At 44.7% G+C, this 15,591-nt stretch carries 11 protein-coding genes; 4 read left to right on the forward strand and 7 right to left on the reverse strand.

Features of this window, described 5'->3' with window-relative positions:
- The first annotated feature begins 37 nt into the window (after window positions 1–37).
- Both IEY42_RS00125 and IEY42_RS00130 read left to right on the forward strand, forming a co-directional pair.
- Complete coding sequence (locus IEY42_RS00125; protein ID WP_188923373.1) at window positions 38–1,618, forward strand: isocitrate lyase; 1,581 nt, start codon at window positions 38–40, stop codon at window positions 1,616–1,618.
- 313 nt (window positions 1,619–1,931) lie between these two features.
- A complete protein-coding gene (locus tag IEY42_RS00130; protein ID WP_188923374.1) occupies window positions 1,932–2,630 on the forward strand; it encodes a transposase in 699 nt (232 codons plus the stop codon).
- A gap of 221 nt (window positions 2,631–2,851) precedes the next feature.
- Here IEY42_RS00130 and IEY42_RS00135 read toward each other — a convergent pair whose 3' ends face one another.
- Window positions 2,852–4,882, reverse strand: a complete 2,031-nt coding sequence (locus tag IEY42_RS00135; protein WP_188923375.1) for a S9 family peptidase — start codon at window positions 4,880–4,882, stop codon at window positions 2,852–2,854.
- A 532-nt stretch (window positions 4,883–5,414) separates the two neighbouring features.
- Here IEY42_RS00135 and IEY42_RS00140 point away from each other — a divergent pair.
- Window positions 5,415–6,233 carry a hypothetical protein gene (locus IEY42_RS00140; RefSeq protein WP_188923376.1) on the forward strand — a complete coding sequence of 273 codons (819 nt, stop codon included), beginning with the start codon at window positions 5,415–5,417 and terminating at the stop codon, window positions 6,231–6,233.
- 677 nt (window positions 6,234–6,910) lie between these two features.
- Here IEY42_RS00140 and gcvP read toward each other — a convergent pair.
- The 6 genes from gcvP to IEY42_RS00170 form a co-directional block, all read right to left on the reverse strand.
- Complete coding sequence (gcvP, locus tag IEY42_RS00145; protein WP_188923377.1) at window positions 6,911–9,799, reverse strand: aminomethyl-transferring glycine dehydrogenase; 2,889 nt, start codon at window positions 9,797–9,799, stop codon at window positions 6,911–6,913.
- Between the two features lie 226 nt (window positions 9,800–10,025).
- Window positions 10,026–10,415: a glycine cleavage system protein GcvH gene (gene gcvH, locus IEY42_RS00150; protein ID WP_188922482.1), complete on the reverse strand. Its 390-nt coding sequence runs from the start codon at window positions 10,413–10,415 to the stop codon at window positions 10,026–10,028.
- A 143-nt stretch (window positions 10,416–10,558) separates the two neighbouring features.
- Window positions 10,559–11,653 (reverse strand): glycine cleavage system aminomethyltransferase GcvT, encoded by a 1,095-nt coding sequence (gcvT, locus tag IEY42_RS00155; RefSeq protein ID WP_188923378.1) that lies wholly within the window; start codon window positions 11,651–11,653, stop codon window positions 10,559–10,561.
- Between the two features lie 220 nt (window positions 11,654–11,873).
- On the reverse strand, window positions 11,874–13,097 hold the full coding sequence (locus IEY42_RS00160) for an FAD-dependent oxidoreductase (protein WP_188923379.1): 1,224 nt from the start codon (window positions 13,095–13,097) through the stop codon (window positions 11,874–11,876).
- 24 nt (window positions 13,098–13,121) lie between these two features.
- Window positions 13,122–14,423, reverse strand: coding sequence for a UbiH/UbiF/VisC/COQ6 family ubiquinone biosynthesis hydroxylase (locus IEY42_RS00165; protein ID WP_188923380.1), 1,302 nt, complete (start codon window positions 14,421–14,423; stop codon window positions 13,122–13,124).
- Window positions 14,424–14,453: 30 nt separating this feature from the next.
- Complete coding sequence (locus IEY42_RS00170; RefSeq protein WP_188923381.1) at window positions 14,454–15,029, reverse strand: UPF0149 family protein; 576 nt, start codon at window positions 15,027–15,029, stop codon at window positions 14,454–14,456.
- Between the two features lie 224 nt (window positions 15,030–15,253).
- Here IEY42_RS00170 and IEY42_RS00175 point away from each other — a divergent pair, with 224 nt between their 5' ends.
- Complete coding sequence (locus tag IEY42_RS00175; protein ID WP_188922472.1) at window positions 15,254–15,562, forward strand: cell division protein ZapA; 309 nt, start codon at window positions 15,254–15,256, stop codon at window positions 15,560–15,562.
- Window positions 15,563–15,591 lie beyond the last annotated feature (29 nt).

The following is a 15,591-nucleotide window of genomic DNA, read 5'->3' on the forward strand; positions in this document are numbered from 1 at the left end:
TCAATTGCCGCTAATCTATTTGTTAAGGAATAAACACATGACTCACTACAAAAATATTATCGATGAAGCTGCCACCTTGATTAATTCGGAAGGTAGTGCATGGAATGCCATTAACCCAGAGTCAGTCGCTCGTATGCGTCTACAAAATCGCTTTAAAACTGGGTTAGACATTGCAAAATACACTGCCAAGATCATGCGTGAAGACATGGACAACTACGACAAGGACTCATCGCAGTACACTCAATCTTTAGGTTGCTGGCATGGTTTTATCGGCCAACAAAAATTGATCGCGATTAAAAAACACCTTTTAACGACCAAGCGTCGTTACTTATATCTTTCAGGTTGGATGGTAGCCGCACTGCGTAGTGAGTTTGGTCCATTACCTGACCAATCTATGCATGAAAAAACCTCTGTTGCTGCGTTGATTAAAGAGCTTTACACCTTCTTACGTCAAGCTGATGCTCGTGAACTAGATGGGCTTTTCCGCCAATTAGATAATGCTAAAGAATCAGATAAAGCCGCGATTCAACAAAAAATTGAAAACTTCGAAACCCATGTTGTGCCTATTATTGCCGACATTGATGCTGGTTTTGGTAACGAAGAAGCCACTTACTTAATGGCAAAACAAATGATTGAAGCTGGTGCTTGTTGTATTCAATTAGAAAACCAAGTGTCAGACGTAAAACAGTGTGGCCACCAGGACGGTAAAGTCACCGTGCCACATGTTGAATTTTTAGCAAAAATTAATGCGGTTCGTTATGCATTTTTAGAGCTAGGTATCGATGACGGTGTCATTGTTGCGCGTACCGATTCATTAGGTGCAGGCTTAACGCAAAAAATTGCTGTCACTAAAGAAGAAGGCGATCTAGGCGATTTATACAATAGCTTCCTTGAAGTTGAAGCCGTTGATGCAGCAAAACTTGAAAACGGTGATGTGGTATTCAAGCAAGGTGGGCAATTAGTCAAACCAGCTCGTCTACCAAATGGCTTATTTAAGTTCCGTTCTGGTACCGGTGAAGAGCGTTGTGTACTTGACTGTATTACCTCATTGCAAAATGGCGCTGATTTATTGTGGATTGAAACTGAAAAGCCTCATGTATCTCAAATCGGTGGCATGGTTAACGAAATCCGTAAAGTTGTTCCTAATGCCAAGCTTGTGTATAACAACTCACCATCGTTTAACTGGACGCTTAACTTCCGTCAGCAAGTATATGATGCGATGCAAGAAGCAGGACAAGACGTATCAGCTTACGACCGTGCGCAATTAATGAATGTTGACTACGATGGCACTGAGCTTGCTATCCAAGCTGATGAAAAGATTCGTACCTTCCAAGCTGACTCGTCACGTGAAGCAGGTATTTTCCATCACCTTATTACACTACCGACTTACCATACTGCAGCATTATCTACCGATAACTTGGCTAAAGAGTACTTCGGTGACCAAGGTATGTTGGGTTATGTTGCCAATGTTCAACGTAAGGAAATCCGTGAAGGTATCGCCTGTGTTAAACATCAAAACATGGCAGGTTCTGATATGGGTGATGCACATAAAGAGTACTTCTCTGGTGACCAAGCGCTTAAAGCGTCTGGTAAAGACAACACAATGAACCAGTTCTAAGACAGCTTTTATTGTCTGAACTTATAAACTGCTTGTGTAGAAAGTGACTTACCCAAATAGTGATTAGCTTAAGCGATGTTTTTGAAGTGAACATAACTAACAGCGAAAACTAAACCCAAAAGGCCTGCTTAAAATAAGCAGGCCTTTTTATGTGTCACAATAGGGTAAATGTCAGGGTAAATGGTAGCTGTGACGATAACGTTAGCCCTTATCGCATAAGTGGCATAAGTGGGGTCATAAGTGGGGTCAGAGTAAACTTAAATTTCTTAGCTATACTCTCTAGTTCAAGTCACTTTGAACAGGGAAGTTGTACATGCCAAGATCCCCAAGAATTTGCCCTATCGGTATTCCTCAACACGTAATTCAACGAGGGAATAATCGCCACGTTTGCTTCACGTCTGAACAAGACTTTAAAACCTATGCTGGATGGCTAAAAGAGTATTCACGTAAATTTCATGTTGAAATTCACGCATGGGTATTGATGACAAATCATGTTCATTTGCTTTGTACTCCTCAAAAAGCCAATGCTGTTAGCCTTATGATGCAATCACTTGGTAGACAATATGTTAGATATTTTAATTACACATACAAACGCACCGGAACACTTTGGGAAGGTCGTTTCAAATCTTGTTTAGTGCAAACCGAAGAATACTTAATCCAACTATATCGTTATATTGAACTCAACCCTGTAAGAGCTAATATGGTTAATGACCCTGCCGAATATGTCTGGTCGAGCTATCAAATCAACGCCCTAGGTAAAGCCTCTCAGCTTTGTACTCCACATCAGGTTTACCTTTCAATAAGCAACGACCCTCAAGCAAGGCAATCATCTTATCGAGCCCTATTTCAACATCAATTAGATGCAAAAATGATTAACGATATTCGTCAAGCAACCAACAAAGGCATGGTAATCGGCAGCGACAAATTTAAAGACCAAATAGAAAAACTAACAGGTAACAGTATGCATCCAAAGAAAATGGGACGCCCTTTTAAGGTAAAGGTAAAAGAATAAAGTTTACTCTGACCCCACTTATCCCAAGATGAGGAAATTAGTAAACTAGTTCCACCGATAATGATTGAAGCAATGAAAGGCCCTATAATTTAATAAGTGGGGTCAGAGTCTGACGAATCCCCCCCACTTATCCAAAAGCCCAAGAGATACTGGCTCTCTTGGCTGCCTTGTGCATAGATGCACCCGCGATGTTAAGTGCGAACGGTTTTATTTACTACTTACTACTTACCACCGGGCTCTGCAAAACGAGTCATCCAATCTTTCACTTGGCCGTACCAATAAATCGAGTTATTTGGCTTCAGCACCCAGTGATTCTCATCAGGGAAGTAAATCATCCGCGACTCGACACCTTTGGTTTGCAATGTGCGGAATAACTCAAATCCTTGTCCTACGGGCACTCGTTGGTCTAACTGACCGTGAATAACCAAGGTTGGCGTATCAAAATTGGCTGCGCCATAGTGAGGTGATATAGATTTATAAATTTCAGGGTTTTCCCAAAAACTACCAAAACGTGTACTGTGTACCGCGAAATCCGCCGCCATTTGGGAGTACATGTTATACACCGCAGCATGGATAAACAGTGCATTGAACGGGTTATCTTTTTGCCCCAAAATAATTGAGCTTAAGTAACCACCATAACTGCCACCACCAGCGACTAAACGTTCGCTATCAATCCAATCTTTGCTCTTAAACCAATCCGTTGCTTTGTAGATATCCTCGAGCGACTTGTTCTTCCAATCAGGGTTAATACTGTCAGTAAATTTCTGGCCAAAACTGCCTGATCCGTGGAAATTGGGCCAAGCGGTCACGTACCCCCAAGAAGCGAACGTTTGCGCATTCCAACGGTAATGGAAGCTGTTTGAAATCGCACCGTGAGGACCACCGTGGATCAACATCATCAGTGGGTATTTTTTGGTTTTATCAAATCCCGGTGGGTAGTGCACCCACATCTGGATATCATCACCGTTATAACCTTTATAAGTCACCGACTCATAAGTACCCATATCCACATTGGCCAATACATCATCGTTAAAGCTATCTAAACGCGTTATTTTTCCATTGCGAGAGTTAATCTTCACCACGCGTGCGGGATGTAAAAAACTTTGATTGGCAGCAACCAAAGTACCGTCTTTGGCGATAGAGGGTTTGCCAAAATCGGTATTGTTGGTAACTTGTCTCACTTGGCCATTTTTAGCATTGATGTAGTAAATGCGGTTTGTGGCTGCATCGGCTATTGATGCATAAAATCCCTTACTATCTGGCGTCCAGAGATATTTAGAAACAGATCGGTCCCAATCTTTGGTCACTACACGTTCGCTACGTTTGTCCATATCGAACAACACCAAGTGTGAAGTGTCACCGTAGAAGCCATGAATTAATTGGCGGGTGAAGGCAAGTGTTTTACCATCTGGACTAAATTTAGGTCCACTATCAGGTGCTTGATTGTTCGGAGTTAAATTTTCATATTTTCCGCTACCGATTTTAGCAAGAAATACATCAATTTTAGGGTCAACTTGGTTAGCGGAGCCGTTCGAGTTAAAAGCAATCCAACGTTCGCTTGGGTCGATATCGTAGCTGCCAGCGTTTTGTGTAGAACGTGGCAATTGCTTTTTCAGTGGTTGGGTGATGGCTTCAACGTCTCCACCTTTGGCTGAAATACGAAAAACATGTGCTTCTCTTTCTTCATCTATCCAATGGTCAAAATGTGAATAAGGCAGTGCGTTCCACTGGTGGGCAGAGACCTTATCGTCTTTATCAGCTTTGAGCTGCTCGGTCATTTGTTCCCAGTCTTTGCCTGGGAAAATACGGCTAATGAAGTAAATGTTCTCACCAACCCACTTAATACCATGCACGCCACCGGGAACCTCAGTTAAGCGTTGCGCTTCGCCCGGTCCATTCATTGGTAATAAGTAGATTTGCCCTGCTTCATCTTTGTCGCGTTTACTGACAAAAGCTAAGGTTTTTCCGTCTGGAGAAAACACAGGTTCACTCGCGCGTAGACCTTTTGCAGTAAGTGCATACTGACCTGAGCCATCTTTTGCAAACGACCATAGTTGAGTCGTGCCTTTATCTTCTGGTATGTCGTACTCAGTGACGGCAGCAATAATATGATCACCTTGGGGTGAAACAATCGGACTACCGATACGCTTGAGTTGCCAAAGCACCTCTGCCGATAATGTTTTGGTTTGCTCTGCAAAAGCTGATGCCATTGGCATCAACAAACACAGTATTAAAATCCCTACTTTTTTCACGAGAGCCTCTCCTTCATTCAGAATGAGTTCGTATTCATTTTATGAGTTGATGTGTAACAGCCTTTGGCTGGGGGACAACCGTTTGTTCCCATTCAAAAACCAGCACATACTGACACCCCAGTATAGCGAGCAAAGCCCGTTAAAAGATACGAATAACAACGGACTGTAGCAGCTGTTTACAAATTAATTGTTTTGAATAATAAAACCGGCAATAAAGGCGCGAATAAGTCATAAATGGGGCTAATAAGTGGGAGACAGAGCGTGAGGGATCCCAAACATGCAAACTGTATTTTATCGGCATGACCTTCCGCAATACGCCATAAGACAATCGAATGGTTTGATGCATGAGATCAGAATGATTTCGGTAAGATTGCGACACTACTCACTTTACCCAAAAGGGTTAATTAAGCAGTACAAAATTAATACTAATCGGTGATAACTCTATTCAATATTTTTAGGCTAACTTTTAATCATAAGGTTTTTCTAAACAACACACCAACAACCTCCGCACATTTAATATAAGGATATAGTTATGCGTAAGATACTGTTTATAATATTGATAACGTTAATACAAGGATGCGGTTCACTCGCAAATACTTATCTCCCAGATGCTGTGATGGCGGATAACGATGAGGATATTCCCTATTTTAATGATAATAGCGAAATAATCTTAAGCGTTAACGACATAGCGACTCTCAATAGTAATAGTACTAAACGTAAAGCATTTATAGCTCAAGCAATATTAAGTTCAGACAAAAAGTGTACTCAACATCAGGCAAACATTATCAGCAATGCCAACTCTTGGAATGTAGGTATGGGGAGTTTATCTATGCTATTAACAGGCACTGCTGCCGTTATTAGCCATGCCCAAACTGCAGCAGAGTTAGCCGCGGCAGCTACCGCTGTTACCGGTATTCAATCAATGGCAAATGAAGAAATTTATGCCAATGCAATGGGAACCGCCATCATCAGAGCGATGGATGTAAGCAGAGCTAAATCATTAGCGATTATTGACCAGAAAATATTAACTGAAACCACAGACAGTGCAAAAATTTATACGACTGAAAATGCTTTAGTCGATATTCAAAGATATCATTCGCAATGCTCATTGATGGCCGGGTTAGTTGAAATAACTAAGGCTTTGGAACAACGAAAATTGTCGACTCAAGAGGTTTTACTCAAGAAAAAACAACTTGAAGCAAACATAGGTGCATATACGGCTCAATTAGTTGCTCAAAATAACGCTTTCGCCCCGACGCAAGCAGAGACTGACAAACAGAAGCAAGATCTTTCTGAAATGAATGAACGATTAAAAGCCCTTATGCTTCAGAGTGTTGAGTCACCTGATTAATACTGACTGTAGTGACCAGGTAAAATTGGCCACGCTTTTAGTGCCACAAGCCATAGGCCATAGGTGCAAAAAAGCATAAGCAAACGCCTGGATTCCGGCTAAAAACCATTGCCGGAAAGACGTAAATATAAACATTTCTGATATCTCGAACACAAAAAAGTGACCTTGCGGTCGCTTTTAAATACTACAACTTCAATTGAAGCCCACTACCACAATAATGGCGTCGCTGGTGAAGCCGCTCTTTACAAATACAGCTCTGCGGCAGGCGAACCGAAGGTTCACTTTTTAATGAGCTTACTCAGTATGTTGGACGAAACCTACTTATTAGAAAGCATAAGCAAACACCTGGATTCCGGCTAAAAAGCATTGCCGGAAAGACGTAAATATAAACATTACTGGACTGACGTAAATATAAGCATTACCGGACTGACGTAAATATAAGCATTGCCGAAATAACGTTTGTTCGGGATTGACCAGAATGACAGGCACCAAAAAGCGACCTTGCGGTCGCTTTAAATACTAAAACTTCAAATAAAGTCTACTACCACGATAATGGCGTTACTGCCGATGAGAAGACAAGGAAGCCGATGCTTTTCTCCTCGGAGTTGACTGGTGTCAATGAGAAGAGAAAAGTGTCGGCTGACGCCGTATTATCGAGGCCAAGTAGTCATTATCATTTATTCGTAGTCACTGAGTGGTACGCAAGAACACATAAGGTTGCGATCGCCATAAACATCATCAATACGATTAACCGTTGGCCAAAACTTATTCGCCTTAACCGCTGCGGTTGGGAACACGGCTACTTCGCGGCTGTACGGACGTGAGTCAAACTCGGTGTCCATAATGTCTGCTAGTGTATGCGGTGCATTGTGCAGTGGGTTGTTGTCTACTGGCCACTCGCCAGCTTCTACTTTGGCGATTTCGCCGCGAATAGAAATCATGGCTTCAACGAAACGATCTAACTCAACTTTAGACTCTGATTCCGTAGGCTCAATCATTAAGGTACCCGCTACTGGGAAACTCATGGTTGGAGAATGGAATCCGTAATCGTTAAGACGCTTAGCGATGTCCATTTCGGTCACGCCTGAGGTTTCTTTTAATGGACGTAAATCGATAATACATTCATGCGCTACGCGGTCATTACGGCCGGTGAACAACACAGGGTAATGTGTTGATAGCTTTTTCATGATGTAGTTAGCGTTTAACAATGCCGTTTGGGTTGATTGCTTAATGCCTTTAGTGCCTAACAGCTTGATGTACATCCAGCTGATTGGCAGGATGCTGGCGCTGCCATATGGTGCGGCAGATACTGCGCCGTTATGGTCGCTTTCGCGGCCTGGCTTAACCACAACATGGCCGGCAACAAATGGCGCAAGGTGCTTTTTAATGCCGATTGGGCCCATACCAGGACCACCGCCGCCATGCGGGATAGCAAAGGTCTTGTGCAAGTTTAAGTGCGATACGTCTGCGCCGATAAAGCCAGGTGATGTTACGCCAACTTGTGCGTTCATGTTGGCACCGTCTAAGTAAACTTGACCGCCATATTGATGAACGATTTCGCATATTTCACGAATTGATTCTTCGTATACACCGTGAGTAGACGGGTACGTAACCATGATGCACGATAAGCTGTCGGCTAACTCAGATGCTTTTGCACGTAAGTCTTCTAAATCAACGTTACCTTGCTTGTCACAGGCGGTGACAACCACTTTCATACCGGCAAGTTGCGCCGATGCTGGGTTGGTACCGTGCGCTGATTGCGGAATTAAGCAAATGTCACGGTGCGCGTCGCCGCGAGACTCATGGTACTTCTTAATGGCTAACAAGCCTGCGTATTCGCCTTGTGCGCCTGAGTTTGGTTGAATACACACGGCATCGTAACCGGTGATTTTAACTAAAAACTCAGACAGCTCATCGATTAACTGCGTGTAACCTTGGGCCTGATCTAGCGGGCAGAATGGGTGCATGTTGGCAAATTCTGGCCAGCTGACCGGCAGCATTTCTACGGCGGCGTTAAGCTTCATGGTGCACGAACCTAACGAAATCATAGAGTGGTTTAAGGCTAAATCTTTGTTCTCGAGACGCTTGATGTAACGCATCATCTCGGTTTCGCTTTGGTAGCGGTTAAACGTTGGGTGAGTTAACACCGCATCTTGACGCACAAGTGCTTCAGGAATTGACTGGCTACCATTGGCTACGATGTCGCTATCGAGTGCGGCAACATCTAGGCCGTGGTCTGCGCCTAAAATCACCTCAAACAATACTGCGATGTCTTTACGGATAGTGGTTTCATCTAGACTGATGCCCACAATGCCATCGGCATCGATACGTAAGTTAACTTGTGCGGCAATAGCGCGCGCATTAATAGCTGCAACATCAACATCTTTAAGGCTGATGGTGTCAAACCAGGTGTTGTTAACCAGGTTAACGCCTTTAGCTTGTAAGCCTGCAGCTAAAATGTCGGTTAAGCGGTTAATGCGTGATGCTATGGTTTTTAAACCATGTGGGCCATGGAACACGGCATAAAACGAGGCCATGTTGGCAAGTAAAATTTGCGCGGTACAAATATTTGAGTTGGCTTTTTCGCGGCGAATATGTTGCTCGCGCGTTTGCATGGCCATACGTAATGCGCTGTTGCCACGGGTGTCTTTTGACACACCAATAATACGCCCAGGCATTGAACGTTTGTGCTCGTCACGGGCAACAAAGAAGGCTGCATGTGGTCCGCCGTATCCCATTGGTACGCCAAAACGTTGCGCGCTACCAAATACCACGTCTGCGCCCATGGCGCCTGGTGATTTAAGTAGCATTAACGACATGATGTCGGCTGCTACGGTCACAACGACCTTTTTGTCACGTAACTGTGTAAATAACTCAGTGTAGTCAGTAATTTGGCCGTGGCGGTTAGTGTATTGGAACAAGGCACCAAACAGTTCGTAATTTGCAGCATCCTTTGCGGGGCCGACGATCACTTCAAAACCAAAACATTCTGCGCGCGTTTTGATAACGTCTAACGTTTGCGGGAACACATCGTCAGCCACAAAGAAGATGTTAGCTTTTTTAGCTTTAGACACACGCTTAGCTAGCGCCATGGCTTCTGCTGCAGCGGTGGCTTCGTCGAGTAATGATGCAGAAGCAAGGTCAAGACCGGTAAGATCCATTGATACTTGTTGGAAGTTTAAAATCGCTTCAAGACGGCCTTGAGCGATTTCAGGCTGGTATGGCGTGTACGCTGTGTACCAACCTGGGTTTTCAAACACGTTACGCAAAATGACATTTGGCACTTGTACGCCGTAGTAACCCATACCGATATAGCTTTTAAACACAGTGTTTTTGTCTGCTATGTCGCGGATATAAGCGATACCTTCGGCTTCGCCACATGAATCACCAATGGTGAGATCTTGTGGTAGGCGAATTTTACCCGGAACCGTTTGTGCGGTTAAATCGTCTAATGATTCTGCGCCAATGAAGTTCAACATGTCTTGTTGTTGTTCTGCATTTGGGCCGATATGACGAGTGAGGAAAAGTTCGTGCTGTTCTAATTGTGTCAGGGTTTGCTTGGTCATGATAAACCTTGTTCCAAATCGACCAGTTAAGGCGGTAGGGCACAGAACTGGAAAAGGGTGAAAACGTGTAATACGTGTCTAACCCGTTAAGGGTTTATATGCAGCGCATTTGCCCTTGGCTTATCGCTGCCAAAGGTGCAATTACGCTGCAGCTGCTTATCTCTTTAGCTAAGCGCAGAAGTGATATAGCAAAGAAGCTCCCTAGGGAGCTTCCTGTGGTTGGCGATTATTCTTCGTCAATCACTTCTTGATAACCGTCTGCATCAAGTAATGCATCAACGTCTGACTCATCAGATGGCATTACGCGGAAGAACCAACCGTCGCCGTAAGCGTCGCTGTTCACTAACTCTGGCGAGTCTTCTAATGCTTCGTTAACGGCAATCACGTCACCAGAAATTGGCGCGTAAATGTCTGACGCAGCTTTAACTGACTCAGCTACTGCGCAGTCTTCACCAGCAGTTACTGTGTCGCCTACTTCTGGTAATTCTACGAATACCATGTCGCCTAGAAGCTCTTGAGCATGCTCAGTGATACCTACGGTGTAGCTACCGTCTGCTTCTTTACGGATCCATTCGTGTGAAGATGCATATTTCAAGTCTGCTGGAATAGTGCTCATTGTTGTTGTTCCTTTATCTGATGTTCTAATTCTTAATCAATTAATTTGTTGGGGTAAACCACGACCCGACTTGAGTGAATGCCATGTTGTTGCTGATGCCCAATACACCCTAACATCCTAGCGCAGCTGTGGTTTACTCACACTTAAAAGGCTTGTTTACCGTTGCGCACAAAGCTGGGTGCAATCACGTTGACCGTGACGCGCTTTTTACGCATTTCAACTTCAGCGGTAGCGCCAATACCATTAGGCACGCGGGCCATAGCAATAGAGTAACCTAACGTTGGCGAAAACGAACCGCTGGTGATCACACCTTGATGTTCTACACCGTCTGCGTCGGTAAAGAACACAGCCATATCATGGCGTAAAACGCCCTTTTCTTCCATGACTAAACCGACTAATTTTTCAGTGCCTGCAGCTTTAATGGCAGTCAGTGCGTCGCGGCCAATAAAGTCTCGATCGCTTGGCTCCCACGCGACTGTCCAGCCCATGTTGGCGGCTAATGGGTTAATTGACTCGTCCATGTCTTGACCGTATAGGTTCATGCCCGCTTCTAAACGTAGGGTGTCGCGCGCACCTAGGCCACACGGCTTAACGCCTGTGTCTAATAATGCTTGCCATAAGGCTTCTGCTTCGGTTTCTGGAACAATGATTTCGTAGCCAGCTTCGCCGGTGTAACCGGTTGTGGCAATAAATAGGTTGCCTGATTGCACACCAAAAAATGGCTTCATGCCGTCTACGGCTGCGTTTTGATCGGCATTGAACACCTGCGCAGCTTTGGCTTTAGCGTTAGGACCTTGTACAGCAATCATCGCTAGCTCTGGACGCTCGGTAACCACAACATCAAACGCGGCGGCTTGCTTGTTGATCCACGCTAAGTCTTTGTCGCGGGTAGCTGAGTTAACCACCACACGGTAATGGGTGTCGGTAAGGTAATAGGTAATAAGGTCGTCGATAATGCCAGCAGTTTCGTCTAGCATGCCGCCATATAGGGCTTTGCCTGGTACGGTGAGTTTGGCAACATCGTTAGCAAGTAACTTACGTAAAAAGGCACAAGCTTCACTACCGGTTACGTCAACGACTGTCATGTGCGATACGTCGAACATGCCCGCATCTTGACGCACTGCATGGTGTTCTTCGATTTGAGAGCCGTAATTAATCGGCATTTCCCAACCATGAAAATCAACCATTTTGGCTTTCGATTCTAAATGCTTGTTAAAAAGTACAGTTTTGCTAGCCATTATTATCCCTTTTTTTGAGGCCTTTCTTATGTAGGTCTTTGATAAAATGCGCTGAAAATTATACTCCGCAGACTTGTTTTGTATACAAAAAAATTTTCTAATCCGAGGTTTATCGCATTAGTTTAGCTAATCCATTGCTGTGATTTTTTTTACATAACTTTTTACAATAAAATGACTGATTTGGCTGTATTGCCTGATATTAAACAACTTTCTACATTAGCTAAGATGAAATTGGTTCGCGACAAAGTTTAGGTAATGTCATTTTGTTGCCCATAGCCTGTCTGATGAACACTGTTTTCAGCCCAGCGACATTATCGACCAGGGTTAGACCGATATCACGAATGGCTTTTTTAAGGGGATTACTGCCGGCAAACAGTCTTTTAAAACCTTCCATGGTGGCAATCATTTCCATAGCATCGGCTTTACGCCAGCGTTCTAGAGCACGTAAATGGCTATATTCGCCTAAGTCTTTGCCTTGCTGGTGCAGGTCGGTAAAGGTGTCGACAATGCTGGCGGCGTCTAAAAACCCAAGGTTTACGCCCTGACCTGCTAGCGGATGAATAGTATGGGCTGCGTCACCTGCTAGCACCAAACGATGGCGAGCAAAATGACGCGCATAACGCATACGCAGTGGGAATGATTGCCGCTCGCTTTCAACGCTACACACTCCTAATCGGCCATCTAAGGCAGCGGTTAACGCTTTTCCAAATTCAATATCATCTAAGGCTTGTAGGTGTTCGGCTTGCTCGGGCGATACCGACCACACGATGGAGCATAAGTTATCTTCGTACAGTGGCAACATGGCTAATGGACCGCCGGGTAAAAAGGCTTGTCTGGCGGTTGCATCATGAGCGAGTTCGGTGCGCACGGTTGCCACTATGGCGTGGTGGCCGTAGTCCCAAAAAGTTAATGGAATACTGCACTGCTGACGCACCCACGAGTTGGCACCGTCTGCAGCAACCACAACCGCAGCGCTGACGTTGTCGCCATTAGCGAGCGTAAGCCAGGCCTCGCGCTCACCAAAGGCTACACGCTCAAGGCGCTGTTCTTCTATGTGGGTAAGGTTAGTGATTTCGTTGGCACGTTTGGCAAGGGCATGACTAATAGCATCGTTTTCAATTATCGAGCCTAGGTAGGTTTCGCTAATGCTGTGGGCATCAAATTCAATTTTGCCTAGGCCGTCTTTGTCCCACACTGACATTTTTTGATATGGAGTAATGCGGCTGTCGTCGAGATATTGCCATGCACCAAGATTTTCAAGCAGTTGCTGACTGGCTTTGTTAATGGCGCTAACGCGTAATTTAGGTTCGCCACTGACGGCCTGAGTTGTACCTGCATCTATTACCACGACATTCAGATCGGCATTGGCTAAACCGATAGCCGTTGCGAGCCCGACCATACCACCGCCGACGATGGCTACATCATATGTTTTGGTTGAAAACATGGTCAATCCTTACCTTAAAATGAGTTAACGCCAGCCCATGGCAGTTTGTGCTACAGGGCGTTTTAACGGCGGTAGCCAAGACAATAAACGCAGGCCAATATTACGCCCAGCCACTAATGGCCAATATTGATTGGAAAAGCCACGGACTAAAAATTCGATGTTACGTAAAGTGTTGTCGCGGTCTTGTTGGCGTGCGGCCAAATATTGATGCACGATGTTGCTGCTGCCAAGATCGACTTCACCATGAGTTTGAGCAATAGCCTGTTCTATGACATCTAACAAGCCCACCACATCGCGCAGGCCAAGGTTAAAGCCTTGCCCTGCTATGGGGTGTAAGGTTTGCGCGGCATTACCAACAAACACACAGCGGTGATATATCGGCCTTGGCATGTATGACAAGGTAAGCGGATAGCTGACACGCTGACCAACGTCGACAAACTGGCCGACACGGTTACCAAAGGCATGTTGTAATGCGGCTAAAAATTCGCTTTTATCGGCATTTTTTAAGTCATCAGCTTGCGTTGGCGGCAATGCCCACACTAACGAATAGCGCGATTGTCCTTTGGCAATTAATTGCGCTGAGGACTGTTTTAATTGGGTTGAGGACTCTTTTAATTGCGCTGAAAAAGCGGTCATGTTTTGCATAGGCAATAAGGCAAGCGGGCCGGTTTGGGTAAAGCGCTCATAAGCCCAATGTTGATGCGGTTGATTGGTGGTGACATTGGCAACGATGGCCGTTTGCTGAAAATCAACTTGTTCAGTTGTTTGGCCTAAATACTGGCGCACCACTGAGTGCGCACCGTCTGCGGCCACCAGCAATTGGCAATGCAGCTGACTGCCGTCATCTAACGACAACACATGGCCATCCTGCTGGGCCTGTAAAGCGGTGACTTTAGCGGGGCAATATACCTGTACAGACGACTTAGTCAGTTCATCAAACAGTATGCTACCGACTTTAGTCAGCTCAACCACCTGCCCTAGCGCATCTAAGCCTAGCGGTTTAGCGTTAAGCTCAGTCATGCCAAAGTGGCCGCGATCAGACACATGGATGTTTTCAATCGGTGTGCCTAAATGCTTGAGTTTTGGCCAAATGCCTAGACGGGTCAGTTCAAAAATAGAACCATGAGCAATGGCAATGGAGCGAGCATCGAATCCTGGGTGTTTATTGTCAGCCACGTGGGCTTCAATTAGGGCGATACGCAGCGGACGCGTAAGTGATGCAGATAACCTGGCTAACCCTAAGGCTAATGTTGCCCCAGCCATCGCGCCACCTACAATGGCAATGTCGACAGCTTGAGGTGAAGTTGAATGATGTACTGTGGTCATACGTTGCGCCGCTGCTGATACTGTTAAAGATTAATGGATAGTCGATGACTTATCGGTGTCATTTAACGGCATGTCTAGGCCAAACTCTGAGTAACATAAAATGGCCGACATTCTGACAAATTCTTGTAATTCAACGTAGGCGGTTTCTGATTCATCATCATCACCGACATCAAATTCAACCTGGGCGATTTCAGCTAAGTCTTTAATCACTTCACGCACGTCCGGTGATGCTTTAGCCAATTCAGGCTGAATAATCGCAATGCCAGTTAAAAAGCTTTGAGTCCACAGTGCTAACGCTTCAACGCGTTGGCTAAGCGAGACTTCTTCTTCTGGCAGTAATAAAGTAAAGCCAAATTCAAAATCAGCCAAACGGGCTACGGTGTCTTGATAAAGCTCAGTAATTAAATGCTGTAAATTATGCTCTAAGGCTTGGCCGTCGTTCATTAGCTCAACCAATGGTTTTAGCCACGCCATATGGTCTTGTTTTACGCCACCACAAATTAGCCCAACAAGTGCGCCGTGCACTTCTACTGGGTGCTGGCCAATTTCGGCCGCATCTAAGGCTTGTTTAAGTTTTTCGATACATAACGAAGGTGGGGTTGCCATGGTTTTTTCCTAATAGCGCGATATCAGTCTCAATGCTAGCAGAGTTACTATGATGCTCCAAATACTAGCGCGAGTTGTGCTCAAATTTGTGAATAGTAATACAATGATTGCAGGCGATTTGTTCACTCAAACAGCAATTAGTTAAAAACCGTTGCTGTTGCCTTGCTCTTTTAAATTCAGCCCTATATAGTTCGCGAACTGACTAAGGGATCTGAGGCGACATTATGAGTAACAGTGCTGTTGAAATTACCCTTTTGGGACGCACCTACTCTATCGCATGTCCAAAAGGACGAGAAGATGCCCTACGGACTGTGGCCAGAGAAGTTGAAAGTCAACTGACCACCTTAAAGTCGCGTACGAACAATTTAAGCCGTGAAGAATTAGCCATTATGGCTGCACTGAACATTGGCAATGAATTGTTTGAAGAAAAACAAAAAAATAAACAATATATGGCGCAAATGGATGAGCGTATTTCGTTATTACAAGCAACATTAGAAACATCGTTGGTTGAACGAAGCCGCAAGGATGACTAAACTAAGAATTCAGAGTTAAGTTAAACATG

The organism is Shewanella algicola (genome assembly GCF_014648035.1).
Taxonomy (GTDB): Bacteria; Pseudomonadota; Gammaproteobacteria; order Enterobacterales; family Shewanellaceae; genus Shewanella; species Shewanella algicola.

Bases quoted from the DNA above. Each gene is read 5' to 3' on its own strand.
- gcvT (WP_188923378.1), bottom strand. From the start codon at position 11,653: ATGGCTAGCAAAACTGTACTTTTTAACAAGCATTTAGAATCGAAAGCC.
- IEY42_RS00165 (WP_188923380.1), bottom strand. From the start codon at position 14,423: ATGACCACAGTACATCATTCAACTTCACCTCAAGCTGTCGACATTGCC.
- IEY42_RS00170 (WP_188923381.1), bottom strand. From the start codon at position 15,029: ATGGCAACCCCACCTTCGTTATGTATCGAAAAACTTAAACAAGCCTTA.
- gcvP (WP_188923377.1), bottom strand. From the start codon at position 9,799: ATGACCAAGCAAACCCTGACACAATTAGAACAGCACGAACTTTTCCTC.
- IEY42_RS00125 (WP_188923373.1), top strand. From the start codon at position 38: ATGACTCACTACAAAAATATTATCGATGAAGCTGCCACCTTGATTAAT.
- IEY42_RS00130 (WP_188923374.1), top strand. From the start codon at position 1,932: ATGCCAAGATCCCCAAGAATTTGCCCTATCGGTATTCCTCAACACGTA.
- IEY42_RS00175 (WP_188922472.1), top strand. From the start codon at position 15,254: ATGAGTAACAGTGCTGTTGAAATTACCCTTTTGGGACGCACCTACTCT.
- gcvH (WP_188922482.1), bottom strand. From the start codon at position 10,415: ATGAGCACTATTCCAGCAGACTTGAAATATGCATCTTCACACGAATGG.
- IEY42_RS00140 (WP_188923376.1), top strand. From the start codon at position 5,415: ATGCGTAAGATACTGTTTATAATATTGATAACGTTAATACAAGGATGC.
- IEY42_RS00160 (WP_188923379.1), bottom strand. From the start codon at position 13,097: ATGTTTTCAACCAAAACATATGATGTAGCCATCGTCGGCGGTGGTATG.